Source organism: Paractinoplanes maris, from assembly GCF_023544465.1.
Lineage (GTDB): Bacteria > Actinomycetota > Actinomycetes > Mycobacteriales > Micromonosporaceae > Actinoplanes > Actinoplanes maris.
The window spans coordinates 560253-586360 of the sequence record NZ_JALPVL010000002.1 but is presented as its reverse complement, the minus strand read 5'-3'; the positions used below and the strand labels follow the sequence as shown (position 1 = coordinate 586360).

General features: G+C 70.3%; 22 protein-coding genes. 9 read left to right on the top strand and 13 right to left on the bottom strand.

What is annotated here, in order from left to right; translation table 11 throughout:
* Positions 1-11 precede the first annotated feature (11 nt).
* Together NAG42_RS07630 and NAG42_RS07625 are read right to left on the bottom strand one after the other, a co-directional pair.
* The gene (locus NAG42_RS07630) at positions 12-785 is read right to left on the bottom strand and encodes an ABC transporter ATP-binding protein (protein ID WP_250029079.1); all 774 of its coding nucleotides are present in this window, start codon (positions 783-785) and stop codon (positions 12-14) included.
* Positions 778-1674, bottom strand: a complete 897-nt coding sequence (locus NAG42_RS07625; RefSeq protein WP_250029078.1) for an ABC transporter permease — start codon at positions 1672-1674, stop codon at positions 778-780. Before NAG42_RS07625 ends, NAG42_RS07630 begins: the two co-directional genes overlap by 8 nt.
* 178 nt (positions 1675-1852) lie before the next feature.
* Between NAG42_RS07625 and NAG42_RS07620 the strand changes: the two genes are divergently transcribed.
* Complete coding sequence (locus tag NAG42_RS07620) at positions 1853-2455, top strand: TetR/AcrR family transcriptional regulator (protein ID WP_250029076.1); 603 nt, start codon at positions 1853-1855, stop codon at positions 2453-2455.
* A 63-nt stretch (positions 2456-2518) separates the two neighbouring features.
* Positions 2519-2869, top strand: a complete 351-nt coding sequence (locus NAG42_RS07615; protein WP_250029074.1) for an Atu4866 domain-containing protein — start codon at positions 2519-2521, stop codon at positions 2867-2869.
* 6 nt (positions 2870-2875) lie between these two features.
* Here NAG42_RS07615 and NAG42_RS07610 read toward each other — a convergent pair whose 3' ends face one another.
* Positions 2876-4111, bottom strand: coding sequence for an MFS transporter (locus tag NAG42_RS07610; protein ID WP_250029072.1), 1236 nt, complete (start codon positions 4109-4111; stop codon positions 2876-2878).
* Positions 4112-4184: 73 nt separating this feature from the next.
* Here NAG42_RS07610 and NAG42_RS07605 point away from each other — a divergent pair, with 73 nt between their 5' ends.
* Positions 4185-5186 (top strand): LacI family DNA-binding transcriptional regulator, encoded by a 1002-nt coding sequence (locus NAG42_RS07605; RefSeq protein WP_250029070.1) that lies wholly within the window; start codon positions 4185-4187, stop codon positions 5184-5186.
* Positions 5187-5286: 100 nt separating this feature from the next.
* Positions 5287-5835, top strand: coding sequence for a hypothetical protein (locus tag NAG42_RS07600; protein WP_250029068.1), 549 nt, complete (start codon positions 5287-5289; stop codon positions 5833-5835).
* Here NAG42_RS07600 and NAG42_RS07595 read toward each other — a convergent pair.
* The 3 genes from NAG42_RS07595 to NAG42_RS07585 form a co-directional block, all read right to left on the bottom strand.
* Positions 5830-7386, bottom strand: coding sequence for a GGDEF domain-containing protein (locus NAG42_RS07595; protein ID WP_250029066.1), 1557 nt, complete (start codon positions 7384-7386; stop codon positions 5830-5832). The genes NAG42_RS07600 and NAG42_RS07595 overlap by 6 nt on opposite strands.
* Before the next feature lie 110 nt (positions 7387-7496).
* Positions 7497-7898: a rhodanese-like domain-containing protein gene (locus NAG42_RS07590; protein WP_250029064.1), complete on the bottom strand. Its 402-nt coding sequence runs from the start codon at positions 7896-7898 to the stop codon at positions 7497-7499.
* Positions 7892-8365 carry a cysteine dioxygenase gene (locus NAG42_RS07585; RefSeq protein ID WP_250029063.1) on the bottom strand — a complete coding sequence of 158 codons (474 nt, stop codon included), beginning with the start codon at positions 8363-8365 and terminating at the stop codon, positions 7892-7894. Before NAG42_RS07585 ends, NAG42_RS07590 begins: the two co-directional genes overlap by 7 nt.
* Before the next feature lie 864 nt (positions 8366-9229).
* On the opposite strand from NAG42_RS07585, the gene NAG42_RS07580 reads away from it, so the two are divergent.
* The 3 genes from NAG42_RS07580 (at position 9230) to NAG42_RS07570 (ending at position 11748) form a co-directional block, all read left to right on the top strand.
* Positions 9230-10369, top strand: a complete 1140-nt coding sequence (locus tag NAG42_RS07580) for a neprosin family prolyl endopeptidase (protein WP_250029062.1) — start codon at positions 9230-9232, stop codon at positions 10367-10369.
* Between the two features lie 150 nt (positions 10370-10519).
* Positions 10520-11041, top strand: a complete 522-nt coding sequence (locus NAG42_RS07575) for a sigma-70 family RNA polymerase sigma factor (protein WP_250029061.1) — start codon at positions 10520-10522, stop codon at positions 11039-11041.
* On the top strand, positions 11038-11748 hold the full coding sequence (locus tag NAG42_RS07570; RefSeq protein ID WP_250029060.1) for a zf-HC2 domain-containing protein: 711 nt from the start codon (positions 11038-11040) through the stop codon (positions 11746-11748). The genes NAG42_RS07575 and NAG42_RS07570 overlap by 4 nt, the downstream gene beginning before the upstream one ends.
* Here NAG42_RS07570 and NAG42_RS07565 read toward each other — a convergent pair.
* From NAG42_RS07565 to NAG42_RS07540, 6 genes are all read right to left on the bottom strand, one after another.
* The gene (locus tag NAG42_RS07565; protein ID WP_250029059.1) at positions 11745-12758 is read right to left on the bottom strand and encodes an ABC transporter permease; all 1014 of its coding nucleotides are present in this window, start codon (positions 12756-12758) and stop codon (positions 11745-11747) included. The two genes, NAG42_RS07570 and NAG42_RS07565, sit on opposite strands and share 4 nt — an antisense overlap.
* A 2-nt stretch (positions 12759-12760) precedes the next feature.
* Positions 12761-13729: an ABC transporter permease gene (locus NAG42_RS07560; RefSeq protein WP_250029058.1), complete on the bottom strand. Its 969-nt coding sequence runs from the start codon at positions 13727-13729 to the stop codon at positions 12761-12763.
* Positions 13719-15239: a sugar ABC transporter ATP-binding protein gene (locus NAG42_RS07555; protein WP_250029057.1), complete on the bottom strand. Its 1521-nt coding sequence runs from the start codon at positions 15237-15239 to the stop codon at positions 13719-13721. Before NAG42_RS07555 ends, NAG42_RS07560 begins: the two co-directional genes overlap by 11 nt.
* A 63-nt stretch (positions 15240-15302) precedes the next feature.
* Positions 15303-18041, bottom strand: coding sequence for an AbfB domain-containing protein (locus NAG42_RS07550; protein WP_250029056.1), 2739 nt, complete (start codon positions 18039-18041; stop codon positions 15303-15305).
* Between the two features lie 152 nt (positions 18042-18193).
* Complete coding sequence (locus tag NAG42_RS07545; RefSeq protein ID WP_250029055.1) at positions 18194-19273, bottom strand: ABC transporter substrate-binding protein; 1080 nt, start codon at positions 19271-19273, stop codon at positions 18194-18196.
* A gap of 137 nt (positions 19274-19410) precedes the next feature.
* A complete protein-coding gene (locus tag NAG42_RS07540; protein WP_250029054.1) occupies positions 19411-22716 on the bottom strand; it encodes an ATP-binding protein in 3306 nt (1101 codons plus the stop codon).
* 218 nt (positions 22717-22934) lie between these two features.
* Between NAG42_RS07540 and NAG42_RS07535 the strand changes: the two genes are divergently transcribed.
* Positions 22935-23558, top strand: coding sequence for a helix-turn-helix transcriptional regulator (locus tag NAG42_RS07535; protein ID WP_250029044.1), 624 nt, complete (start codon positions 22935-22937; stop codon positions 23556-23558).
* Between the two features lie 16 nt (positions 23559-23574).
* Positions 23575-24609 (top strand): S66 family peptidase, encoded by a 1035-nt coding sequence (locus NAG42_RS07530; RefSeq protein ID WP_250029042.1) that lies wholly within the window; start codon positions 23575-23577, stop codon positions 24607-24609.
* A 1-nt stretch (position 24610) separates the two neighbouring features.
* Here NAG42_RS07530 and NAG42_RS07525 read toward each other — a convergent pair whose 3' ends face one another.
* Positions 24611-26092 (bottom strand): MFS transporter, encoded by a 1482-nt coding sequence (locus NAG42_RS07525; RefSeq protein ID WP_250029041.1) that lies wholly within the window; start codon positions 26090-26092, stop codon positions 24611-24613.
* Between the last annotated feature and the right edge of the window lie 16 nt (positions 26093-26108).

The following is a 26108-nucleotide window of genomic DNA, read 5'->3' as shown; positions in this document are numbered from 1 at the left end:
GCGGGACCTGCCTACTTGTTGACGTAGGTCTCGTACTCCTTGAGCACGTCGTCGGTCGGGCCGTCGGCCCGGATGACACCGGACTCGAGCCAGATGCTGCGCTCGCACGTGTCCCGGATCGACTGCTCGCTGTGGCTCACCAGGAAGACCGTGCCGGCCTCCTTGCGCAGGTCGCGCACCCGCTGCTCACTGCGCTTGCGGAATTTGGCGTCACCGGTGGCCAGCGCCTCGTCGATCAGCAGGACGTCGTGCTTCTTGGCCGCGGCGATCGAGAACCGCAGCCGGGCCGCCATGCCGGACGAATACGTCTTCATCGGCAGTGAGCTGAAGTCGCCCCGGTCGTTGATGCCGGAGAACTCGATGATGCCGGGCGCCTGCTCCTTGACCTCAGCCGGGGACATGCCCATGGCCAGGCAGCCCAGCTCGACGTTCCGCTCGCCGGAGAGATCGTTCATCAGAGCCGCGTTCACCCCGAGGAGGGACGGCTGGCCGGCCGCGTAGATGCCGCCGCCCCGCTCGACCGGGAGCAGCCCGGCGATCGCCCGGAGCAGCGTCGACTTGCCGGAGCCGTTGGTGCCGATCAGGCCGATCGCCTCGCCCCGGTAGGCGACGAAGCTGGCGCCCTTGACCGCGTGCACCTCGCGCACGGCCGCGCTCTTCTTGCCCGTCACGATCCGCCTGAGGCTGGCCAGCGGGCTGTTCGCGCCCGGGGCGACCGACCCGTAGATGCGGTAGACGATGTTCGCGTTGTCCGCGATGACGGTTGGTTGCCGCTGGTCAGCCACGGCCGTAACCCTTCTCTCCGCGCCAGAAGTAGACGTAGCCGCCGAACCCGACGAGCACGGTCCAGATCGCGGCCTGGAGCCACAGCAGCGGTGCCGGCTGGGCGAGATCGACGTTTTCCATCAGCGCGTGCCGGACCAGCTCGATGTAGATCAGCATCGGGTTGGACTCGACCAGCGTGAGCTGCCAGCCGTGGATCCGCTCGGCGAAGAACGTGACCGGGTAGAGCACGGCCGACCCGTACATCCAGATGCGCAGGATGTAGGGGATGAGCTGGCGGATGTCGGTGACCTTGGAGATCAGGCGCGACACGAACAGCGCCAGGCCCGTGTTGAAGATCGTCTGGAGTACCAGGGCCGGGATCAGCAGCAGCCACTGGGCCGTGAGCGGCTCGCCGGTGAGCAGCACGATCGCGACCAGCACGATCATCGAGGCGATCATGTTGCGCACCTCGACCAGGCTGACCGCGATCGGCAGGCTGGCCCGGGGGAAGTGCAGCGCCCGGATCAGAGCGATGTTGGCGGTGATCGACTGCGAGCCGGCCTGCACCACCGACTGGGTGAAGCCGAAAACGAAGACACCGGCGCAGAGGTACGCGATGAAGTTGTCCACGTCCTGCTTGGTGTTGATCAGAACGCCGAAGATCAGGTAATAGACGCCGGCGTTGATCAGCGGGGTGAGGAGCTGCCAGACGACGCCCAGCTTGGTGCTGCCCAGCGAGGCACTCACCTTCGCGTTGGCGAAGGCGGCTATGAAGTGACGGTACGACCACAGATGCCGGGTGTATTCCGGCAGACGGGGCAGGCGCCCCGCCTTCGTCAGGCCGTGACTCCTGGCCAGCTCGGTGAGCGATGGCCCGGTGTCGGAATCGGCAACCGCCGTCTGAGCCATGGGGTGGTGCTCCGATCTCGTCGGCCCGTGAGGGGTGCTGGGCCCTGGTTCCTTAGGCGAGAACACTTAAGCAGGATGTCAAGTCGCTGCCGATGGAACGGCTTCGTATCGACGTCCGGAGAGGTTATCCGACCAAACGGCGGAACGCAACCGTTACGTCCTGGCGTATAGTGACCGGGTGGCGACAGGAAAGCGAGCACCTGCCGGAGCGGCCGTCCTGCGGAGCGACATCACCGTGGCGATCCGCGACGCAGTCATGTATGAGCTGGCCGAGGTGGGTTACGGCCGGCTTTCCATCGAGGCGGTGGCCCGTCGCGCCGGTGTCGGCAAGACGGCGATCTACCGCCGGTGGAGCAACAAGCTCGAGATGGTGCTCGAGATCGTGTCGGACGTGGCGGGCCGCAGCGTCCCGCTGCCCGACACCGGCAGCTTCGCCGGCGACCTCCAGCTGATCATGATGATCGTGAGCCGGGCCCTGCAACACCGGATCGCGTCCCAGATCATCCCGGACCTGATGGCCGAGGCCGCGCGCAACCCGCAGATCGCCGAGACCCTCCAGAAGGCTCTGCGCACCCACCAGCAGGCCGTCGGCGAGAAGCTGGTCGGTCAGGCCGTGGCCCGGGGCGAGCTGCCCCAGGGCACCGATCCGGACCTCGCCGTCGACCTGATCCTGGGCCCGCTGTATTGGCGCCTGGCCGTCTCGCGGACCAAACCGGACGGGGAATACCTCGAGAAGCTGATGGCGGCGGTCACGGCGGCGCTGCGCAGCACGGCGGGCTGACCGCAACCGGGTTGCACCGGTGGAAGGGCGCGAGGCGGACGCAGAACTGCCGAAGGACCCGTCATGCAAAAGCACGTGGACACCGCCGTTCTGGACGCGGCCGCCCTCTTCGCGATCGCCATGGGCGGGCAGGCCGCCGAGCAGCCCGGCCCCCCGGGGCGAAGGCCCTCGAAGATGACGGTCTCGGCGCCGGTCGGTGTCTGGCTCAGCGCGGATGGCACGGTTCGTCTGGACATCAAGACTGACGGAACGTACGCGGGGAAGGTGGCGGGACGCAAGCGCCGGGCGCACGGCACCTATGACCTCGCGGGCCGCACTTTGACCCTCAGCGATGCGTCCGGACTGCGCACGCCGGTGGCGGTCGGCAACGACGTGCTCGAAATGGCCGGCCACCGCCTCGGACGGGCCGGCTGAGCCGGCTCAGACCGTGACCGGCTCGGGGCGCGCGGCCTCGTCCGGAGCGCGATGGTGGTCCAGGCGGAAGCTGAGGACAGCGAGGGCGAGGCCGGAGACGGCGAGGGCCACGCCGATCCACACCGAGGAGAGGTAGCCCCAGCCGGCGGCGATCACGACGCCGCCCAGGGCGGCCCCGGCGCTGTTGGCGACATTCGAGGCGGACTGATTGACCGCGGCCCCCATGAGCTGGGCGCCGGGCGCCACGGCGATCAGGCGGGCCTGCAGGGCCGGGCCGATGAAGAGGGCGGCGAAGCCGACCAGGAACGCGCCGGCGAAGAGGCCGACCGGGTGCGCGGCGACGATGCCGAACAGCGTGATCGTGCTGATCATGGCGACGAAGCCCAGCAGGATGCTGCGCCGCAGGTTGCGGTCGGCGGTCAAGCCACCCACCGCGTTGCCGAGCGTCATGCCGATGCCCATGACGGCCAGCACCCACGGCACCCACGACTCGGCGAGACCGGTCACGTGGGTCGTGACCGGGGCGATGTAGCTGTTCACGGCGAAGAAGCCGCCGAAACCGACGGCGGCCACCGCGGCGGCCAGCCACACGTGCGGGGACTTGAAGGCGGCCAGCTCGGCGCGGGGCGAGCCGCCCGGGGCGGCGGCCACCTCGGGCACGGTGAACAACACGAAAAGCAGCGTGAAGGCGAAGACAGCGGCCACCGCCAGATAGGCCGCGCGCCAGCCGGCCGCCTGACCCAGCGCGGTGATCAACGGGACGCCGAAGACGTTGGCGGCGGTCAGCCCACCCAGCACGACGGCGAAGCCCTTGCCCTGGCTGCCGGGGCCCAGCATCGAGGCGGCCAGCAGGCCGGCGGCGCCGAAATAGGCGCCGTGGGCCAGGGCGGCCACGAACCGGCCGGTCAGCACCAGGGCGAAGGTCGGGGCCAGAGCCGAGGCGACCGTGCCGGTGACGAACAGCGTGAGCAGAAGAATCACCAGGCGGCGGCGCGGCAGCCGGGCGGTCAGAGCGGCGATCGTGGGTGCCCCGACGACCACGCCGAGGGCGTAAACCGTGATCATCCAGCCCGCCGTGGCCACCGCGTCCGGCGCCGAGCGGGCATACGCCTCGGGCAGCAGGTCCTGCGCCAGGTCGGGCAGCAGGCCCATGGCCACGAACTCGGTCAGGCCGAGGCCGAAGCCGCCCAGGGCCAGGGCCAGCAGGGCCGCCCAGCGGCGGCCGGCGGTGAGGTTCTCCACCCGTTCGACTCTAGAACGTTCTAGGGCACGCCACCCTAGAACGTTCTAGTGATCACAGGTAGATTCCGGTGACATGAGCGGGGGAGAACGACGGCCGACACTGGCCGACGTGGCGGCCGAGGCCTCCGTGTCGGTGGCCCTGGTGTCGATCGTGATGCGCGACGCCCCCGGAGCCAGTGCGGCCACCCGGGCGCGGGTGCTCGAAGTGGCCCGGCGCCTCGACTACCAGCCGGACAGCCGGGCCCGGCTCCTGCGCAGCGGGCAGAGCCGGCTGCTCGGCGTCGTCTTCGGGGTGCAGCACCCGTTCCACGACGATCTGCTGACCGGTCTCTACGACGCGGCGGAGAAGATCGGCTACGAACTGACGCTCAGCGCCGTCACTCCGCGGCGCGACGAGCGGACGGCGGTCGCGGGTCTGCTCCAGGACCGGTGCGCCGCCCTGGTGCTGCTGGGCCCGCAGCTCCCGACGGCCGAGCTGGCCACGCTGGCCGGGCGGCTGCCGGTCGTGGCGATGATGCGGACGGTGCGGCAACGCCAGGTCGACGTGGTGCGCACCGACGACGGGCGGGGGCTGCACCTCGCGGTCGACCACCTGGTCGCGCTGGGCCACCGGGACATCGCGCACGTCGACGGCGGCCGCTGGCTCTCCTCGGCGGAACGGCGCCAGGGCTATCGCGACGCCATGCGACGGCACGGCCTGGAGGCGTACGAAAGGGTCGTGACCGGGGGTTTCGGCGAGGACGACGGAGCCCGGGCGGCTGGTGAGCTGCTCCGCCACCGGCCGACCGCGGTGACCATGTTCAACGACCTGAGCGCCACCGGCCTGCTCACCGTGCTGCGCCGGGAGGGGATGACGGTGCCGGAGGACATCAGCGTGGTGGGCTATGACGACAGCAGCTTCAGCCGGCTTGGGCACATCGACCTGACCACCGTCGCGCAGGACATCGACACCATGGCGACGCTGGCCGTGGCCCGCGCCGTCGAGCGCATCGACGGCGCGCAGGTCGCCCACCGCGAAGTGGTGATCCCGCCCCGCCTGGTGGTCCGGGGCACCACCGGCCCGCCGCCCGACTAGGCCCGGCCACCTTTCCGACGGCCGACCAAGCCTCGCCGCCTTACCGACGGCCGACTAAGCCTCGCCGCCTTTCCGCCGAACGGGAGGGAAAGGGGGGAAGATGCGCCGAGGACTGGCCCTCGCGGTGCTGCCGTTCCTGCTGGGCGCCTGCGGCGACGGCTCGAGCCCGTCGACCAGCGCGAGCCCCACGGCGGCGGCCGGTGAGGCGTACGTGAACGTCGAGCCCGGCCGGGCGACGCCGAGCACGGTGGCCAAGCGCACCGGCACCTTCCCGCCCGCCCTGCCCCCGGTGTCGTTCCTGCCGACCAGCGAGCAGTGCGCCATCGCCTGGAACCAGGACATCGGCCGGGTCCTGATCCCGATGATCGTGACGCCGGCGGCGCGCTCGCTCAAGGTGCAGTGGCCGGCCCGCTACGGCAACGTCTACCGGGTCGCCGCCGTGCCGCAGGAGATCGTCAGCGGCGCTCAGCCCGAGCCGGTGTGGAAGACGGTGACCACCGCCGGTGGATGCACCGGCAGCGCCACCATCAGCGGGCTGAAGTCCGGAGCGGCGTACGTGGTCTGGCTCGACGCCCCGGACACGCCACGCGGCCCGGACAACTCGCGCAGCCTCTACAGCGGCCGCTCCGACGTCGTGAAGCCGCTATGACGCGATGGTGTTGCGGCCACTCCACTTGGCCGCGTAGAGACGATCGTCGGCCGCGCGGAAGAGCGTCTCGCCGGACATGCCCTCGGCCAGCACGGCCAGGCCGACGCTGACCGTGATCCGGACGCCGGGGAGGATGTCGGTGCGGGCCACGGCGGCTCGGATGCGCTCGGCCACCTCGCGGCCGACGGCCAGATCACCGTGGAGAAAGACGGTGAACTCGTCACCCGCGTAACGGACCGGGATGTCCTCGGCGCGGCAGTGGGCGCGCAGGATGCGGGCCACCTCGCGCAGCGCGCGGTCGCCGGTGACGTGCGAATACGCGTCGTTGATGGCCTTGAAGTGGTCGACGTCGACGAGCAGCAGCACCAGCGGGGTCCGGACCCGCCCGCGGTCGATGCGGTCCATCAACAGGTCGAAGCGGCGCCGGTTGTCCAGCCCGGTGAGCGGATCCCGCAGCACCTCGCGCTCGGCCCGGGCCCGGGCGGCCTCGGACTCCTCGCGCTGGCGGGCCTGGCGCAGCATGGCCAGTCGCTGCATGCGGAGCCGCCAGAGTTCGCGGGTCTGGCCCTCGACCGCCTCGAACATGTCCCGCCCGGCCTGGCCGTCGTCGGTGGCCAGCGCGGTCAGCGCCATCTCGAACCGGATGACCGGTTTCTCGTCGGGGCGCGGACCGAACATGCACAGCTCACGGGCGGCCACGAACTCGGTCCGGGCCTCGGCCAGCGCGCCCTGGGTGCGCAGGCTGATGCCGAGGGCCAGGTGAGCCATCCGGGCGTACCGGTAGTTCTCGGCCTGGCGCAGCGGCATCACCGCCTCGCGGGCCAGTTTCTCGGCCGGCACCACGTCGCCCAGCTTGGCCAGGGCCAGGGCCAGCATCGCGCCCGCGACCATGTCGTCGGGGCGCTGCTCGACCTGACGCCGGGTGATCTCGGCGCTGCGCCGCAACCGGTTCGCGCCCTCGTCGTGCCGGCCGACGTGGCCGAGCCGCAGGCCCCAGTGCAGCAGCGTGGCCGCGTGCACCAGGCCGAAGCCGGCGTGGGCGATGCTGAGCTGCTCGTAGGTGGTGGCCGCGGTCTCGTACATCTCGGCGGCCGTCGCCGCCTCGGCGAACGAGCACAGGGCCGAGATGCGCCGGTCGACATCGGTGTAGGGCTGATCGAGCAGGACGGCGGCCCGGGCCAGGTTGCGCATGGCCAGGAAATACCGCCCGCGAAGGACGTCGACCTGGGCCAGATCGCAGAGGACCTTGGCCTCGCCGAGCGCCGAGCCGGACTCCTGCTGCAGCCGGAGCAACCGCTCGCCGAGCTCGGTGGCCTCGGTCAGCCGTCCCATGTGGAGGTTGGCATACATCTGACCCTGCACCAGGAACGGGACGGTGCGGTCGTCACCCACGGCGTGGGCGATGGCGAGATAGGCGTCGGCCGCGATCAGCGCCTCATGACCGTGGCCGGTGTCGGCCAGGCGGTGGACGCGGAGCGCCAGCAGGTGCAGCGGACCGAACACCGTGACCGGCACCGGCAGGCGCGCACCCGCATCGATCTCGCCCTCCATCGTCCCAGTATCAACACTGGACGGTGCGATCAACTATGGGGGACGTCGACTTATCTCAGGACGGGGGTGTCGCGTACCCGTCCGAGCTGCTCGGCGGAGCCGGGAAGTCGTCAGGAGATCGTCGGCAGACCGGCCGCCTGCCAGGCGGCGAAGCCACCGGCCAGGTCGGTGGCGCGCCAGAGGCCCAGGTCGAGCAGGGCCGCGGCGGCCAGGCTGCTGGTGTAGCCCTCCTGGCAGGTCACGATCACCTCGAGGTCGTAGCTGCCCGCGAAGGGCAGCCGGGCCTCGCTGCGGGGGTCGAGCCGCCACTCGAGGACGTTGCGCTCGATGACGACGGCACCGGGGATCTCGCCGAACTCGGCGCGCTGGGCGGCCGGCCGGATGTCGATGAGGACCGCGCCGCGGCCCAGCGCCGCGGCGGTCTCGCGGGGGCCGACCCGGGTCAGGCGGGCGCGCGCGTTGGCCAGGATCTGGTCGATGCTCAGCGAGCCGGGCGGGGCGACGGTCACCATTGCGCACCGGCCCGCTCGATGGTGAGGGTCTCGAGGCCGCCGGCGCCGAGGCGGTACTTGGTCATCGTGGTCAGCGCCGGACCGTAGACGTGGATGCTGACGGCGGGCTGGTGCGACCGGTTGGTCATCCGGTGCACGTGGTGGCTCCCGAACCGGCGGCCGGCGCCCTCACCCAGCTCGCGGGAGGTGACCCGGGGCGGACGGCCGTCGGTGACGGCCACGGTGTCCTCGGTGAGGGTGCCGCCGAAGACGTGGAACGCGCCGGCCGAGCCGCCGTGGTCGTGCCACTCGGTGCCCTGACCGGGCAGCCAGGTCAGCAGCCAGACCTCGTGGTCGTCGGCGACGTGCAGGCGGTGATACCAGCGGTCGACGGGGTTGTACCGCGGGACCACCGGCCACTCGCCCGGGGCGGCGGCGAAGCGCGTGGCCACGGCGAGATGGTCGAGACGGGTGTCGACGACAGTCACGGAAGCTCCTCGCTTTATATACATTGCCTATCAGTCCAGTAGGTTAAGGGCCACAGTACCGCCTGAGCGGCGAGCGTGGCGGGAGGTCGGCCGATCAGGGGCGCGCGATGTCGGAAATCGCGCGGAAGGTGCTGGTCAGCTGGGACAGCAGGCGCTGGCGCAGTGCGCCAGATCGATCGCCAGGTCGGCGATGAGAGGGGTACCCATCCGCTGCATGGTCACCATGCTGGCGGGGCGGGGGGAGATCGTCAAACGACGTCCAGGATCTGAGAGCACCGCCCCGCTCCCTCGCCGCGGGGCGGCGGAACAAATGGCGACGTATTTCCGGTCCATTAGTTGATCGACTCGGGAAAGCGCGCCAACTTGACCGGCAATCGCTCCGCACCGTGCAAGATCGTCGGTCGCTGATGCGGATATATCCGGACAGGTGGCCCGCTATTCCCTTACCTGAAGTCACGTTGCGTCAATAATCTACCCGTCGGTATGTCGATTCATGTCGCCGCCTCGTTCCCCGAACTCCGTCGGCCGCCAGGCTTTCCGTGCCTGAGCAGGGCAGAGGCGCAGGCCGCCAGGATCGATCAAGGGGCTGCCCGCTCGCCCCACCTGAAAGAACCTCATGGCGGTTAGCCTCTTTCCCCACAAGGGACTCGTGCGGCCCTCCGGAGTCATGCCAATACGCTGCGTAAACAAACTGCACCGAACCATCACCGGATCGGTTCACCGCGTCAGCCGTTAAGGCGGAAATCACGCTGCGCAGGCGCTCGGCAATCGAGAAAGCTATATGGTGACTTCGCCGCCGAGAACCGGTGCCGGAGGCAGCCTCGCCCCCTCCTCCGACTCCCCCCGATCAACGAGGACGGACACGTGTTGAAGTCACGCCGCGGTCTCCTAGCCGCCGGCCTAGCGGTCGCCGTGGTCGGCGCCATCGGCGTCGTTTCCACAGTGAATGCGGGCGCCGACCAGATCGCCGGCCCGCCCGAGGCGAGCTCGTCCGCGGCTGCCGCCGATGATGCCGCCGACGCTCCAGGTGATGAGCCGGCGGCCGACGAGACTCCCGCCGCCGACGTCACCAACTTCACCCCGCCGCCCGTCCTGCCCTGGGGCGAGCGCCCTCGGAAGATCAAGAAGGGCCGCGGCGGCGCGAGCAGCAGCACTCTGCGGGCGCAGGGGCTCTCGGCGGCGCCGCTGGACGCCAGCGGCTCGCTGGTGCCCCGCGGGCGATACGGGCCGAAGGGCCGCAGCAACGGCAAGAACGATGTGCTGCACTCGGAGATGACCGACGCCGTGCCGCCGAAACCGCTGGGCGTGAAGGCCGAGGACAACAAGGTCAAGTACTTCTACAACGTCGGGTCGCAGGCCGCCGACACCACCGGCATCTTCTCCAACGTGACGATCGCCAAGCCCGATCTGTACAAGAACGATTACCACTCGCTGGCCGAGGTCGCGCTCCAGTCGGCCGACAAGAAGCAGATCGTCGAGATCGGCTGGACGGTCGACCGCCTGGTCAACGGCGACGACGACCCGCACCTGTTCGTCTTCCACTGGGTCAACGACGAGCCGACCTGCTACAACACCTGCGGTTTCCAGCAGGTCAGCACGAGCGTCAAGCCCGGCGACACGCTGACCTACGGCGTCACCAAGAAATTCGGCATCCAGTATTTCAAGGACGCCTGGTGGGTCGCATACGACTCCGAGTGGGTCGGTTACTTCCCCGAGAAGATCTGGAACGACCAGGGCATCACGTTCAACCGCTCCGGTTTCGTCCAGGTCTTCGGCGAGGTGGCGGCGACCCGGGCCAAGCCGTGCACCGCGATGGGCAACGGCACGATCCCGACCGACGACAACGCGGCGGCGCGGATGTCGAGCGTCGGATTTGTCGACGGCCCGCCGGTCAGCCTCTTCATGCGGCCGACGCCGGTCAGCATCTACAACGTCCTCCCGGTGAAGGATTCGACCCGGTCGTTCCGCTACGGCGGCCCGGGAGAGACGGGTTGTAAGGACTGAGGTCCGACATGTGACGCGATGCCCGGTCCCGGCGAGGGGGACCGGGCATCGTTCTTATTCTGCACAGTGCTCGCCAATGCCCGGTCGAACCGAGTTCACCGCCGCGGTGTACAACTCGGTGGCGAACGAAGGTCGAGAGGGCGGGCGCGGATGAGGCGACGGGTGAGCCCCGACGAGGAGCTGATGACCGCGCTCTACACCGAGCACTACGCGGTCCTGCTCAGCTTCGTCCTGCGGTATGTGCACGATCGGCACCGGGCCGAGGATCTGGTGCAGGAGACTCTGCTGCGCGCCTGGAAGCACATCGACCACCTCGACCCCGACCCCGGCCGCACCCGTTCCTACCTGCTGACGATTGCTCGCAACGTGGTCACCAACGCGTGGCGGGCCGAGCAGCGCCGCCCGCATCTGGTGGCCGACGAGGCCGCGGTCAACGCGATGCCGTCGACCGACAACGTCGACCGCATGGTCGAGGGCTGGCTGGTGGCCGAGGCGATCGAGCGGCTCTCGGCCGATCATCAGGCCGTCGTCCGGGCGATGTATTACGAGGGTCAGAGTGTGGCCGACGCGGCCCGCAAGCTCGCGGTGCCCGAGGGCACGGTCAAGTCCCGGGCCTATTACGCGGTGCGGGCCCTGCGCACCGTGTTCGAGGAGATGGGGGTGCTGCGGTGAGCACCGACCACGATGAGCTGCACCGCCTGCTCGGCGGCTATCTGCTCGGCGGGCTCGACGACGGCGACACCGAGCGGCTCGACGCCCATCTGCGCGACTGCGACCGCTGCCGGGACGAGCTCGACCGTCTCGCCGCCGTTCCCGAGCTGCTGCGCCGCCTGCCCGACGCCGAGCGGGCCGACGAGGGGGTCACGCCGGCCCCGGTCAGCATGTCGGCTCGGCCGAGCCAGGAGAACATCGACGGGCTGATCCGCCGCCTGCGGGCCGAGCGTTCCCGGCAGAGCCGGATGGCCGGCGTGCGCTGGCTGGCCGCCGCGGCGGTGGTGCTGGTGGCGGTGGCCATCGGCATCGGGGTGGTGCGCGGCAACCGCGAGGATCGCCGGCCCCAGGCGCTGCCGAGCCCGCAGCTGGTGACCGCCCGGTTCGAGCCGGCCCAGGGCAGCGGCATGGCCGGTCAGGCGGTGCTCACACCCAAGACGTGGGGTGTCTCGGTCGCGCTCGACGTCAGCCGGCTCAGCGGCGACGGGCCGTTCCACTGCCAGGTTCGCGGTGCGTCCGGCCAGGTCGAGCAGGCCATGGTCTGGGGGCCGACACCGAGCGGCAACGCCAAGGTGATCGGCGCGACCTCGATCCAGCTGCGTAATGTCAGCCGGATCGAGGTCCAGGACCACCAGGGTCACGTGCTGGGCACGGCCGAGGTCGATTAAGTGACCCTTCTCAGCCGTACGAGATAGGTCTGGGCCACCACGACCAGGGCGAGGAACGCGCCGCTGATCACCTGTTGCCAGTTGCTGTTGACGTTGCCGACCTGATTGATCAGGTTCTGGATCACGCCGAGCAGCAGCACACCGGCGATGGTTCCGGCGATCGTGCCGGCTCCTCCGGTGAGCAGCGTCCCGCCGATCACCACGGCCGCGATCGCGTCCAGCTCCATGCCGGTGCCCAGCACCGTCACGCCCGAGCCGAGCTTGGCCGCGTTGATCGCGCCGGCCAGCCCGGCCAGCAGGCCCGACAACACATAGACCCAGACCTTGGTGCGGCGCACCGGCACGCCCATCAGACTGGCCGCGTCCTCGCTGCCGCCGACGGCGTAGATCGAGTGGCCGAACCGGCTGCGGGCCAGCACGACCATGCCGATCACGACCAGCGCCGCGACCAGCCACACCTGATAGCCGATGTCGAGGAACGAGCCGTTGCCGAGCTTGCGGAACGCGTCGTCCTGGACCAGATAGGTGTTCGAGCCCTCGGAGCTGATCGCCCGCATGAGCCCGCGCGCGCCCAGCAGCGCGGCCAGCGTCACGATGAAGGGGGCCATCCGGGTGTACGCGATAAGGAGCCCGTTGGCCAGGCCGATGGTCCCGCACACGGCCAGCGGCAGCGCGAACGCGGCCAGGAGCCCGTACTGCGAGGCCCAGGCAGCGAGCACGCCGCCGAGCACATAGAGCGAGCCGACCGACAGGTCGATGCCACCCGTGATGATCACGAAGGTCATCCCCAGCGCGATCAGCATCGGCGGCGCGGCCGCGACCAGGATGGTGGCCGCGTTGTCGAAGCTGCGGAAGTTGGGGAAGGTGGCGAGCGCGATCAGCGTGAGGACGATCAGGACGGCGAGCGCGCCTTGCCGCTGGATCGTGCCGACGATCCGGTCGGTGCGCTCGGCCTTGCGGACGTCCTCGACGACGATCGCCGGGGTCTCCGGGTCCGATGCGATTCCCATGGTCACCGCGTCTTCCTCTCTCGGGCCACGTAGACGGCGATCAGAATGATGACCGCCTGCACCATCTCGGTGGTGGAGGGCTGCAGGTTGTGCTTGATCATCGTGGCGATCACGAGCTGCATGAGCAGGGCGCCGGCCACGGTGCCCAGGACGCGCACCTTGCCGCCGGTGAGCGGGGTGCCGCCGACCACGACGGCGGTGATCGCGGAGAGCTCGATGAGCAGGCCCACGGAGGAGGCGTCGCTGGACTGGATGCGGGCCACCGAGAGCAACCCGGCGATCGAGGCGAGCACCGCGCAGACCACGTAGACGGTGATCAGGACCCGCTTGACCGGCAGACCGGCCAGCTCGGCAGCCGGCCGGTTGCCGCCGATCGCCAGCAGCCGCCGGCCGAAGACCGTACGGCGCACCACGAACGCCACGACCAGCACCAGCAGCGCCGCGATCCAGACCAGCACCGGGATGCCGAGCAGGTCACCCGAGCCGAGGTAGAGGAAGTCGTCGTTGCGGATGTCGACCAGCTTGCCCTCGCTGATCACCACGGCCAGGCCGCGACCACCCACGAACAGGGCCAGCGTGGCAACGATCGGCTGCAACCCGACCTTGGCCACCAGGATGCCGTTGATCAGCCCGACCGCGACCCCGGCCATCAGCGCGACCAGGATCGCGGCCACCACCCCGTACCCGAGATAGAGGGGGATGAAGGCGGCGGCCAGGGCCATGACCGAGCCGACCGAGAGATCGATGCCCTCGGTGCCGATCACCAGCGCCATGCCGAGCGCCACGATCACGATCGGCGCCACCTGGATCAGCTGGATGCGCAGGTTGCTCCAGGTCGCGAAATACGGGGTGAAGAAGATGTTGTAGACGACCAGCAGCACGATGGCGGCGTAGACGCCGTACTTGGGCAGCCAGGCTTTGAGTCTGGCGGAGTCGACGACGGGCCGGGCGGCAACCGTTTCAGTGCTCACGCGGGGCCTCCGTCGCGATGGTGGACATCAGGTCCTCGGTGGTCACCTCGGCGCCGGTGAGGGTGCCGACCACGACGCCGTCGCGCAGCACCACCACCCGGTCCGAGCCTTCGACCAGCTCCTCGGCGTCCGACGAGACCAGCACCACGCCGAGACCCTCGGCGGCCAGCTCGTCGATCAGCGACTGGACCTCGGCCTTGGCGCCGATGTCGATGCCGCGCGTCGGCTCATCCAGCAGCAGCACCTTGGGGCCGGTCGCGAGCAGCCGGGCCAGGAGCACCTTCTGCTGGTTGCCGCCGGAGAGGTCGCCGACCGCCTGATCGGGACTGGACGCCTTGATGCGCAGGCGCTTCATGTACCGGTCGACGATCTCGTCGACCTTGGCGTCCGAGACGAACCCGAACCGGGACACGCGGGGGAGCACCGCGAGGGCGATGTTCTCGCGGACCGACAGGCCGGGCACGATCCCCTCGGCCTTGCGGTCCTCGGGTTGCACCGCGATGCCGAAGCGCACCGCGCGTTCGGGGGTGGGCTTCTTCAGATCCTTGCCGTCGACCTGGATGCCGCCGCTGTCCAGGTGGTAAGCCCCGCCGATGGCCTTGATGGTCTCGCTGCGTCCGGCCCCGAGCAGGCCGCCCAGGCCGACGACCTCGCCGGGGCGCACGTCGAAGCTCACGTCGTGCAGCTTGTGCCGGCTGTTCAGTTCGCGTACCCGCAGCACGGGCGCGGCGCCGGCGTCGGCGGTGGCCGCCCCGGAGAAGGCGGTCGCCCCCTCCCGGCGTACCTCGGCCATGTCACGCCCGAGCATGAGCGACACCAGCTTGATGCGTTCCAGGTCGGCCAGCCGGCCGGTGTGCACCAGCCGGCCGTCGCGCAGGATCGTGACTGTGTCGCAGATCTGGTAGAGCTCGTCGAGCCGGTGGCTGACGTAGATGATGCCGATGCCGCGGGCGTGCAGATCGCGGATGACGCCGAACAAGGTCTGCACCTCGCGCGGTTCCAGCGACGAGGTGGGCTCGTCCATGATGACGACCTTGGCGTCGATCATGACGGCCCGGGCCAGGGCGACCATCTGCTGCGCGCCGAGAGCGAGGGTGCCGAGCTGGCGGCGGACGTCAGTGGTGACGCCGTAGCCGGAGAGGATCTCGCCGGCCTCGCGGTCCATCCGCTTGCGGTCGATGAGGCCGAGGCGGCGAGGTTCGCGGCCGAGGAAGAGGTTCTGCGCCACGCTCATCAGCGGGACGAGGTTGACCTCCTGGTAGATGGTCGAGATGCCGGCCCGCTGAGCGTCCATCGGAGTGCCGAACTGAGCCGGCTCGTCCTGATAGCGGAGCTCGCCCCCGTCCGGCTGGTAGACGCCGGTCAACACCTTGATCAAAGTGGACTTGCCGGCGCCGTTCTCCCCGACGAGCGCGTGCACCTCACCCGGTTTCAGGGTGAAGGAGACCTGGTCGAGGGCGCGGACGCCCGGAAATATCTTCGAGACGTCGATGACTTCCAGCAACGCCATGCAGCTCTCCTATCGGTGCCGGGCCGGGTGGTCAGGGCACCACCCGGCCCGGCGGTCTCTCCGCTACCCCAAGGGGGCGGCGTTGTTCCAAGTCGCGTCGGCGTTGTAGCTGCCGGCGCTGTCCCATGTGTTGCCACCGCCGTTGGTGGCGATGTAGACCGCCTCGGCGTAGTGCCGCCAGAAGTAGCCGGGGTAGTTGATCGATTCGAGTGAGAGGTTGCCCGCCCCGCCGTTGCGGGCGGGCTGGGCGCAGAACGTGGCGTCCTGCTGGAACGTCGCCGTTCCGTCGCTGGTCGCCGTCTGCAGGCGGTAGTTGGCGTGCCGCAGGAAGCGACCGGGGTAGTTGACCGATTCGAACGAGAAGCAGCTGGTGTCGGCCAGGCCGGCGCGGACCGTGAAGGTGGCATCCTGCCGGTCGGCGGCCGGGCTGCCGGTGGTGATCACGTCGGTGCGGGCCAGGCTGTCGCGGTGCCGGAGGTAACGAGTGTCGTAGCCGGCCGTGGTGACCCGGAACGACCGGTTCTGACCGGTGGTCAGGTCGGCCCCGCTGCGCCACAGCGGCGCGGCCACCGTCCAGGTGGCGTCGTTGGCGAAGGATCCGCCGGTGTTCTGTTCGACCCAGACCTCCTCGCCGCGGTGGCGCAGGTAGGAGCCGGGCAGGTTGGCCGACTCGAGCGAGGTGCCGCCCCCGGAGAGACCGGTCCGGCCGCAATAGGTGGCGTCGGCCGCGAACGTGCCGCCGGTGCCGGCCTCGCGGTAGACCCGGTTGTTGCGGTGCCGCAGATACTGACCGGGGAAGTTGCGCGACTCGAACGAGTAGCAGGCCGCATTGGACAGGCCGGGGCGCACCCAGAAGGTCGCGTCCTGCCGGTCGCTGGTGGAGCTGCTCGTGCTGAGCACGTCGGTGCGGGCGGCGCCGGCGGCGTGCCGCAGGTAGCGGTTCGTGTAGCCGGGTGTGGTGACCCGCAGCGAGACCAGCTTGCCGGTCGAGAGGGTGCTGCCGTTGGCCGCCCCGAGCACCTGCTGGTGCACCGCGCGGACCCGGGCGAAGTCCATCTTCTGCTGTTGCCGGTCGTAGGTGAAGAAGCCGTTGAGCTCCTCCTCGACGTCGGTCGGCTCGGTGTAGACCGAGCCGGACAGCCCGTTGGCGTTGATCAGGTCGACCATCCGGCTGGTGATCTGCACGTAGCGGTTGGTCAGCGCGGTGGAGTCGGGCAGCCACTCGTACGCGAACTTGCCGGCTGTCGGCCACTCGCGGCCGGTGCGCAGGCCCAGGCCGCCGTACTCGCCGTTGACCACGAAGCGGGTCGCGGTCGGCGCCCGTCCGATGCCCGGGCCGACGTACTGGTGGTCGTCGATGACGTCGCCGTTGCCCGGATCGGGATCGGAGTCGCAGCAGTTGGAGCCGGAGTTGTGGTTGACCATGCGGGTCGGGTCCCAGCTCTTGACCAGATCGGCGATCCGGCCGGCGTCGTACTCGCCCCAGCCCTCGTTGAACGGCACCCACTGGACGATCGACGTGATGCCCTTGTGCTCGTCGACCAGCTCGCGCAGCTCCTTCTCGAAGCGGGTGCGCCCGGTCGCCGACGGCTCGCGGCCGCTGGCCAGCGCGGGCATGTCCTGCCAGACCATCAGGCCGAGGCGGTCGGCGTGATAGAACCAGCGGTCGTTCTCGACCTTGATGTGCTTGCGCACCATGTTGAAGCCCAGCGACTTCTGCTGTTCGAGGTCGAACCGCAGCGCCGCGTCGGTCGGGGCGGTCGAGATGCCGTCCGGCCAGTAGCCCTGGTCGAGCGTGCCGAGCTGGAAGACGAACTTGCCGTTGAGCGTCGGCCGCAGCACGCCGCCGAGCATCGCCTTGCCGAGCGAGCGCATGCCGAAGTAGCCGCCGACGGCGTCACCGCTGCCCAGGGTGACCCGGAGGTCGTACAGGAAGGGGTCGTCGGGCGTCCACAAGCGAGCGTTGGGCACCGGGACGCGGAACGACGAGCCGACCGTGCCGGTGGCCGAGCCGACAACCGTGCCGCCCGAGAGCACCTGGGCGGTGACCGGCTGGCCGCTCGCGCCGGCCGCCTGCACGATCAGGTCGAGAGCGCCGGCCGCGACGTTGGGCGTGGTGTCGAGCCGGGTGATGCGGGCCGGGTTGGTCGGCTCGAGCCACACGGTCTGCCAGATGCCCGAGTACGGCGTGTAGAAGATGCCGCCGCGGTTGATGCGCTGCTTGCCGACCGGGATGTCCTGGCTGTCGGTGGGATCCCAGACGCCGACGATGATCTCGTTGCTGCCGGAGCGCAGGGCGCTGGTGATGTCGTACGAGAACTTGTCGTAGCCGCCCTCGTGCGTGCCGAGCAGGGTGCCGTTCACCCAGACCTTGGACTGCCAGTCGACGGCACCGAAGTTGAGCTGGACGTTCTTGCCCGACCAGCCGGCCGGAACCGTGAAGGAGCGCTTGTAGTACGAGTAGTCCTGGCGGCGCATGATCCCGGAGAGCGCGCTCTCGATCGGGTACGGCACGAGGATTTCCTCGCCGAGGGTCTGGCCCGTCGGCGGGGTGGTGAGGTTGGCGGCGCCGGCGAACTGCCAGATGCCGTTGAGGCTCTGCCAGTCGGTGCGCGTCAGCTGGGGGCGGGGGTATTCGGGAAGCGGGTTGGTCGTGCTGACCTGGCCGGTCCACGGCGTGGTCATCGGCGGCGTCTTGGGGACGAACGCCGCAGCGGGGGATGCGGTGGCGACGACGGTGCCGGCGGTGGCGGTCAGCGCCGCGGCCGCGAGGGCCAGCAGTCTTCGGGGATGTGCGGTCACGTTCTCTCTCCTTCGAAAGAGTGAGCCGTGCGGGGATGCACACATACTGACGTGATCGCACACAGTCAGCAATAGACGAACTTCAATATGTAGCGATGGGCCGGAGCGGGCCCGGCGACGCGCTTCCTAGTTCGTGTCGCCGGGCCCGGTGCTCAGTACGCGCTACTGATGTCCGTCTTGGCGTTGTCCGTGCCGTATTGCCGGTCCTGGATGATGATGTCCTGGCCGACCGGCTCACCGTCGAGGAACTTCTGCGCGGTCTCGAAGGCGAGCGGGCCGAACCGTGGGTTCGACTCGATCACCGCGGAGGCCCAACCGTCCACGATGGCCTGCACAGCGCCCTTGGTGCCGTCGATCGACACCACCTTGACGTCGCCGGCTTTCTTGCCGGCGCCCTTCAGGGCCGTGATCGCGCCGAGCGCCATCTCGTCGTTCTCGCCGTAGATGCCATTGATGTCCGGGTTGGACTGCAGTAGTTGCTCGGTGACTTTCTGCCCTTCCTCGCGGGCGAAGTTGCCCGTCTGTTCGAAGACGACCTGAATGTCCGGCGCGACCTTGGTCATCTGGTCCTTGAAACCGCTCGTCCGCAGCGTGGTCACGTTGTTGCCGGGCGAGCCCAGCAGGATCGCGACCTTGCCCTTGTTGCCCATCGCCTTGGCCATCTCGTCCGCGGCCCGCTTGCCCTGCTCGGCGAAGTCCGAACCGATGAAGGTCAGGTAGTCCTTGCACGGGTCAGCGTTGATCTTGCGGTCGATCGTGATGATCGGGACCTTCTTGGCCGACGCCTTGGCAAAGACGGAATCCCAGCCGTCCGAGTTGAGCGGCGCGATCACCAGCAGCTGAACACCGGAGTCGATCATCTGCTCGACGTCGCTGATCTGTTTGTTGAACTGCGAGTTGGCGTTCGTGGTGGTGAGCTGGGTAATGCCCAGTTTGCCGGCTTCGTCCTTGATGGACTGCGTCTCGGCGATGCGGAACGGGTTCGCCTCCTTCTCCGACTGGGAGAAGCCGACCTTCGCGGTCTTGAGGTCGAACTTGGTGCCGCCGAACTTTTCGAGGGTGCAGGTCGCGGCACTGGGATCGGCCGACTGCACGACCTGGGCACCGGCCGACGCGGGCGTGTCGCTCGCGGTCGTGCCGCTGTCCTCGGACTTGGCGCAGGCGCTGGTGAAGAGAAGAGCCGCACCCAGGATGGCGGCCGCCGGCCGCCAACGGCCGGGGGAAACGCTCATGACAGTGCTCCTTAGCGGTGGATGTGACATCGGGGAGTAACCACCTCGAAACACATTCACGCACTATCAAACTTTTTCTGTCAAGACTCCGCACCATAGGCGCGCACGAATGCACGCGAAGCAAGAACTGTGCTTGATCAAACCACGGGAGTCGATGTGCGCGCGACGTCCCAGCGCGCCGACATCGAGGCGTACAGGCGGCGGGCCTCCTCGGGCCGCTCGCCGCTGAGGACGGCGGCGTCCTCCAGCGCCCCGGCCAGCTCGAAGGTGCGACCGACCTTGCGGTAGTGGGCGGCCGCGGCCAGGGCCGGAGCCGGATCGGCGAGCAGCAGGGCCTGGCAGCGCAGATTCGCCGCGTAGGCCCGGGCCGGCCGCACCTCGCGGGCGGCCTCGGTGGCGCAGATCGCGGCGGCCTGCTCGGCGACCTCCGGACGGTCGTGCCGGCGGGCCAGCCGGAGCACGTCGGGCAGCCACTGGTGGCGCAGCATCATCGGGGCATATGCCGGATGCAGCAGCGGCTCGAGCAGTTCGAGGGCCTCGTCCGGCCGGTCCCGCTGCTCGGCCGCGAGTGCCCGCGCCACCAGCAGGAAGTCGCAGTTCTCGCGCTCGGCCTCGCTGGCCGGCACGGCGTCGGCCGCGCCCAGGTGGGCCGCGGCCAGGTCGCGCGCGTCGCGGTGCAGCGCGATCAACGCGGCGACACCGTGCAGCAGCATGGTCACCGCGCCCGGCTCGCGCTGACCGTGGAACGTGATGCCCGGGCCGTCCTCGGTCACCGCGCCGACCTCGGCCAGGGCCTCGTCCCAGCGGCCGAGCCAGTAGTCCTGCACCGCGGTCGCCACCTGCAGCCCGGCCGGCAGGCGCTCTTCGGCGGCGAAGTCGGCCGCGATGCGCAGCGTCTCCTGCGCCTCGTCGAGCCGGTCGAGGTTCTGCAGCGAGAACAGCCGGTTGTCGAGCAGGTCGAAATACGTCCCGGCCAGCCCCGGGCGGCCACGCACCACGTTCAGCGCCCGGTCCACATGCTCCAGTGCGCGCTCGTGGTCGCGCCGGATCGAGCTGGTCAGCCAGATCGTCTGCAGGGCGAAGGCGGTCTCGTACGGCTGGCCGGCCGCCACCGCGTCGTGGTGGACGGCCCGGGCCCGCCGCTCGGCCGCGTCGAGATCCTCGAGGTCGCCGCGGCGGAAGTTGGCCAGCAGCACCCGGTGCCGCGAGCGCCAGATCGACGGCACCCGATCGTCGTGGACGGCGTCGTGCAGCATCGCCTCGGCCTCCGCGGTCTCGCCCCGGCGGTGGCGCATGGTGGCGAGCAACTGGCGCATCTCGGCCCGGTCGCCCGGCGCCGTGGCCAGGCTCATCGCCTCCTCCGCCTGGTGCAGCGGCGCCCGCCCGCGCCGGTATTCGAGCCGGACGAGGGCGACCAGCAGGACGGCTCGTTCCTCAGCCGAGGGCAGATCGGTGGCCAGCGTGCGCCGGATCAGGTCGCCGGCGATCTGGGGCGCCCGGCGCACCACCGCCGCATGATGGGTGACCAGCCAGTTGAGCACCCACGAGTCGGACAGCGGAGCCGAGGCGTTGAGCTGCTCGGCGACCCGGGTGAGCGGGCTGCCCCCGGCCGCCAGCACCTCGGCCGCGTGCCGGTGCAGGCCCGAGCGCAGCGCCGGCGGCACGCTCGCGACCAGCACCTGACGCAGGAACGGGTGCCGGAACGCCAGGTCGGTCCCGCTGTCGACCAGCACCGCCGCGGCCAGCGCCTCCTCGAGCGCGCCGACCAGGTCGAGGGCCGACCGTCCGGTGACCGCCACGACCTCGCTCACCGAGAACTCCGAGCCGAGCAGCGCGGCCAGTCGCAGCACCTCGCGGGTCTCGGGGGAGAGCACGTCGAGCGCGGCGTGCACCGCGTCGAGCAGGGTCTGCGGTGGCTCCACGGTCACGTCCGGGCCGATCTCGGCGCGACCGCCGCTGATCGCGACGGCGTCGCGCTGGCGCAGGGCCGCGACCAGCTCGCGGGCGAAGAGCGGGTTGCCGCCGGAACGGGCGGTCACCTCCCGCAGGTTGGGGCCGGGCGGGGCGCCGACCAGGGCGGTCACCAACCGGTCGAGGTCGGCCGCGGTGAGCGGGCCGAGGTCCAGCGGCATCTGCTGCCGGGCCCGGATGCGGCGGCGCAGATCGGCCTGGTGCGCGTCCGGCCGGGCCGCGGCGACCAGCAGCAGCGGAAGCTTCTCGACCAGGGTCAACAGCCGTTCCCAGGCCCGGACGGTCGCGCTGTCGGCCCACTGCATGTCGTCGACCACGAGCACCAGCGGGGCGGTCGTGCAGGCCGACCGCACCGCCGCCACGATCTGGTCCTCGGCCGGCTCGGCCTCCGGCCGCCGGGACGCCGTCTCGAGCCCGAGGGCCCGCGACAACACCTGCAGAGGGACGCGCGAGCCGAGCTGATCGGCGGCCCCCCAGGCCACCCGGCAGCCGAATCGGGCCGCGTCGGCGAAGGCGTGGGTGAGCAGCTCGGTCTTGCCGATGCCGGGCTCACCGGAGATCCAGACGGCTCCGCCCTGGCCCGCCGCGACCGCGCGGACCAGACCACGCAGATGATCAATCTCGGCCACCCGCCCGACCCAGGACCGGCCGCCGAGACCGTCCCGGAGCGCCTTGGCGATGGGTGTGGGCACGACCGTCCGGGCGTGGGGCAGCGGACGTGGGGCGCTGCGCTCGGCCGAGCCGGAGAGCAACTGGCGGTGCAACGAGCGCAGTGCCGGGCCCGGCTCGATGCCCAGCTCGGCGACGAGGGTGCGCCGAGCCGTCCGGAAGACCTCGAGGGCCTCGCCGTGCCGGCCGGCCCGGTGCAGAGCGCGCATCAGCAACTCGTGCAGGGGTTCGTGCAGCGGGTGGTCGCGGACGAGACCGGTGAGCTCGGCGATCAGCCCGTCGTCACCGCCGGCCTCCAGCCGCAGCCGGGCCCGCTGCTCGGCCGCGGCCAGCCGCAACTCGGCCAGCCGCTGACGGTCGAGTTCGAGGAAGGGGCCGGCCAGGGTGGCGTACGCGTCGCCGTGCCACAGCGCCAGGGCCTCGTCCAGCCGGGCGATGGCACCGGCCGCGTCGCCCGCGGCCAGCAGGTCGGCGGCGGCGCTGCGCAACCGGTGGAAGCGGACCGAGTCGAGCTCGTCGGCCTCGGCGCGCAGCAGGTAGCCGCCGGAGCCGGAGCTCAGATTCTCCGGCTCGAGCACCCGGCGCAGTCCCGAGACGTACGTGTAGACGCTGCCCACCGCCGTGGCCGGCGGCGAGTCGCCCCAGATGGCGGTGATCAGCTCATCGCGCCCCACCACCCGGCCGGCGTGCGCGGCGAGCACCGCGAACACCGCGCGCTGCCGGGCCGGACCCAGGTCGAGCTCGGTCCCGCCCAGCCAGGCCCGCACCGGGCCGAGCACACTGACGCGCAAGACGTTCGGCACGTGTCCTCCCGGGTCGGTTGTCAATGGGGACGCCGTGAGGTGCCAACGGATAACACAAAGCGCACGGAGGGGCACTCCTGGTCGGCCGGACTTCCGTGCGGCCGCCGGTCTCTGCTCAACTGGTTCATCGGCTTTCCGTCCGCGATGAAGGTTCCGTGAAGGTTCCCTGAAGGCGCTTTTCGCAGACTGACCTCCCTGACCTTTATGGGGAGGCCGCCATGGAACAGATCCGCGTCGCCGTGCAGGCGACCGACCCACTCAGCCACGCCGGCCTCGCCGCGTTGCTCCAGTTCCGCGGCGACCTCACCGTAGTGCGCAATGCCCAGCGTGCGGAAGCGGACGTGCTGGTCGTAGCGGCGGAGCGGCTCAGCACCGAGGTGGTGGCGACGCTGCGCCGGGCCGGTTCCGAAACCGGCGCTCCGGTTGTGCTGGTGATCGGCGAGATCGACGAGGGTGACTTGCTGACCGCGGTCGAGTGCCGCGTGGTCGCCATCCTGCCGCGTGGTGCGGTGTCGGCCGAGCGCCTGGCCCACAGCGTGAAGGCGGCCGCCACCGGGGGTGGCGTGCTGCCCCCTAATCTGGTCGGTGAGCTGCTCAAACACGTCGAGCGGATGCAGCGTGACGTACTCACCCCGAACGGGCTGAACGCCTCCGGCCTGACCCCGCGCGAGATCGACGTGTTGCGGCTGATGGCCGACGGGTTCGACACCAACGAGATCGCCGGCAAGCTGTGTTATTCGGAGCGGACCGTGAAGAACGTCATCTATGGAGTCACCCACCGGCTCAAGCTCCGCAACCGATCCCACGCTGTGGCATATGCGCTTCGTGCGGGGATGATCTAGCGGTGCAATGGAGGGCATGGATGCCCCTCCCAAGGTAGAACCCGGCGACCGTGTCGCCATCGTCTCGCCCTCGTGGGCCGGCCCCGGCGTCTTCCCGGTCCAGCACGATCAGGCCCTGCACCGCATCCGCGAGGAGCTCGGGCTCGAGCCGGTCGAGTTCCCCACCACCCGCAAGCTCGGCTCGTCGCCCGCCGACCGCGCGGCCGACCTGATGGCCGCCTACGCCGACCCGTCGATCCGGGCGGTCTTCGCGACCATCGGTGGCGACGACCAGATCACCGTGCTGCCGCACCTCGACCCGGCGCCGTTCGTGGCCGATCCCAAGCCGTTCTTCGGCTACTCGGACAACACGAACCTGCTCAACTGGCTGTGGATGCACGGTGTGGCCGGTTATCACGGCGGCTCCACAATGGTGCATCTCGCGCGCGGTGGTGGCATCGACCCCCAGCACCTGTCGTCGCTGCGGGCCGCCCTCTTCCAGACCGGCGACTTCCCGGTCGCGGAAGTCAGGGAGTTCAGCGACGAGGAGGTGAGCTGGGAGGATCCGGCCTCGCTGACCACGTCCGGACCCACGGTGCCCAGCCCGGGATGGCACTGGCACCAGCCCGGCACGGTCGTCACCGCGCCGACCTGGGGCGGCAACCTGGAGATCTGGCACTGGAATCTGGCCGCCTCGCGGTGGATCCTGCCGCCCGAGCGTTACGCCGGCTCGATCCTGCTGCTCGAGACCTCGGAGGAGCTACCGCCGGCCGAGGAGGTCTTCCGCATGCTGCGTAACGCCGGCGAGCGCGGCCTGCTCGAGCAGTTCCCGGCGGTGCTGGTCGCCACGGCCAAGGCGAGCAATATCGGCCACCGGCCGTCAGCGGCCGATCGGGCCCGCTTTCGCGACGAGCAGCAGGCGGCGGTGCTCGAGGCGCTGGCCGCCTACAACCCGGGCGCGATGGCCGTCTTCGGGATCGATTTCGGACACACGACCCCGCAGTGGATCCTTCCTTACGGCGGCCGGATGACCGTCGACGGCCCCGGTCGCCGGATCATCGCGCACTTCTAGATCAAGCGACCCGCTCGGGCGTCTGGGGCTGCACGGGCGGGGCGCAGGGGTCGCAGAAGGTGCGAGCCGGCGTGTGCGACTCGAGCCGGTTGGGCACCAGCAGGAAGGCCAGCACGGCACCCAGCACCATCAGGGCCGAGCAGATCATCATCGTGTTGCGATAGACCGGGTGCAGCTGGGCCGCGTCGGTCAGGTTGCCGCTGCCCAGACCGGCCGCCAGGGGCAGGACGGCGACCGCCAGCAGCCCGGCGGCCCGGGCGACGGCATTGTTGACCCCGGAGGCGATGCCGGCGTACGAGTCCTCGAGCGCACCCAGGGCCGTCGCGGTCAGCGGCGCGACCAGGGCCGACAACCCCAGCCCGAAGACCAGCACCGCGGGCAGCACCTCGGTCCAGTAGTTCGCGTCCGGCCCGATGCGGGACATCAGCACCAGGGCGGCGGCACAGATGAGCGGGCCCACGGTCATCGGGATGCGCGGGCCGATGCGCTGCGAGAGCGCGCCGGCGCGGGCCGACAGCACCAGCATGATCGCGGTCGTCGGCAGCAGGGCGATGCCGCTGGCCAGCGGGGAGTAGCCGGAGACGACCTGGAGGTTGATCACGAAGAGGAAGAACACGCCGCCGTTGGCCGCGTAGGCCACGAAGGTGACCAGGTTGGCCCCGCTGAACGCCTTGTTCCTGAAGATCCGGACGGGCAGCATCGGGTGCGCCGAGCTCCGCTCCCACAGCACAAAGGCGACGAGGGCGCCGATGCCGACGGCGAGCGAGGTGAGCACCACCGGATCGCCGGGCCCGTGCACCGGCCAGGCCGTGAAGCCGTAGGTGAGACCGGCCAGCCCGGCCGCTCCGGTGAGCACCCCGACGTAGTCGAGCTGCCGGGCGGCCTCCGGATTCCGGGACTCGGGCACGTGCTTGGCCCCGACCCAGAGCACCACGGCGGCCAGCGGCACGTTGATCAGGAAGATGTAGCGCCAGTCGCCGATGTCGACCAGCCAGCCGCCGAGGAACGGGCCGAGCGCGCCCCCGATGCCGCCCAGCCCCGACCAGGCGCCGATCGCCTTGCTCCGGTCCTCCCGGGTGAACGAGGCCTCGAGGATGGCCAGCGCGCCCGGGGTGAGCAGCGCGCCGCCGATGCCCTGGAGGATCCGGGCGAAGATCAGCGTCTCGATGTTGGGCGACAGCCCGCACAGCAGCGAGGCGGCCGCGAACCAGGCCACCCCGACGAGGAAGATCCGCTTACGCCCGTAACGGTCACCCAGCGAGCCGCCGAGCAGGACCAGCGAGGCCAGGCTGAGCGCGTATCCGTTGACCGTCCACTGCAGACCCGCGGCATCGGACCCGAGGTCACGGCCGATCTCGGGCAGCGCGATGTTGACAACCGTGGAGTCGATGAAGGCCAGGCTCGTGCCCAGAACGGTGGCGAGCAGCACCCACCGGCCGGCGGCCGTGCTGTAGCGCACCGGTTGACCGGTGGTGAGGTCCATGCAGCGACATTAGCCC

What these genes read in the sequence shown, in the direction of transcription:
- NAG42_RS07615 (WP_250029074.1), top strand. Translation starts at nt 2,519, where the DNA reads ATGCAAAAGCACGTGGACACCGCCGTTCTGGACGCGGCCGCCCTCTTC.
- NAG42_RS07595 (WP_250029066.1), bottom strand. Translation starts at nt 7,386, where the DNA reads ATGGAGGGCGAGATCGATGCGGGTGCGCGCCTGCCGGTGCCGGTCACG.
- NAG42_RS07555 (WP_250029057.1), bottom strand. Translation starts at nt 15,239, where the DNA reads ATGGCGTTGCTGGAAGTCATCGACGTCTCGAAGATATTTCCGGGCGTC.
- NAG42_RS07625 (WP_250029078.1), bottom strand. Translation starts at nt 1,674, where the DNA reads ATGGCTCAGACGGCGGTTGCCGATTCCGACACCGGGCCATCGCTCACC.
- NAG42_RS07565 (WP_250029059.1), bottom strand. Translation starts at nt 12,758, where the DNA reads ATGGGAATCGCATCGGACCCGGAGACCCCGGCGATCGTCGTCGAGGAC.
- NAG42_RS07525 (WP_250029041.1), bottom strand. Translation starts at nt 26,092, where the DNA reads ATGGACCTCACCACCGGTCAACCGGTGCGCTACAGCACGGCCGCCGGC.
- NAG42_RS07605 (WP_250029070.1), top strand. Translation starts at nt 4,185, where the DNA reads ATGAGCGGGGGAGAACGACGGCCGACACTGGCCGACGTGGCGGCCGAG.
- NAG42_RS07535 (WP_250029044.1), top strand. Translation starts at nt 22,935, where the DNA reads ATGGAACAGATCCGCGTCGCCGTGCAGGCGACCGACCCACTCAGCCAC.
- NAG42_RS07590 (WP_250029064.1), bottom strand. Translation starts at nt 7,898, where the DNA reads ATGGTGACCGTCGCCCCGCCCGGCTCGCTGAGCATCGACCAGATCCTG.
- NAG42_RS07530 (WP_250029042.1), top strand. Translation starts at nt 23,575, where the DNA reads ATGGATGCCCCTCCCAAGGTAGAACCCGGCGACCGTGTCGCCATCGTC.
- NAG42_RS07600 (WP_250029068.1), top strand. Translation starts at nt 5,287, where the DNA reads ATGCGCCGAGGACTGGCCCTCGCGGTGCTGCCGTTCCTGCTGGGCGCC.
- NAG42_RS07545 (WP_250029055.1), bottom strand. Translation starts at nt 19,273, where the DNA reads ATGAGCGTTTCCCCCGGCCGTTGGCGGCCGGCGGCCGCCATCCTGGGT.
- NAG42_RS07575 (WP_250029061.1), top strand. Translation starts at nt 10,520, where the DNA reads ATGAGGCGACGGGTGAGCCCCGACGAGGAGCTGATGACCGCGCTCTAC.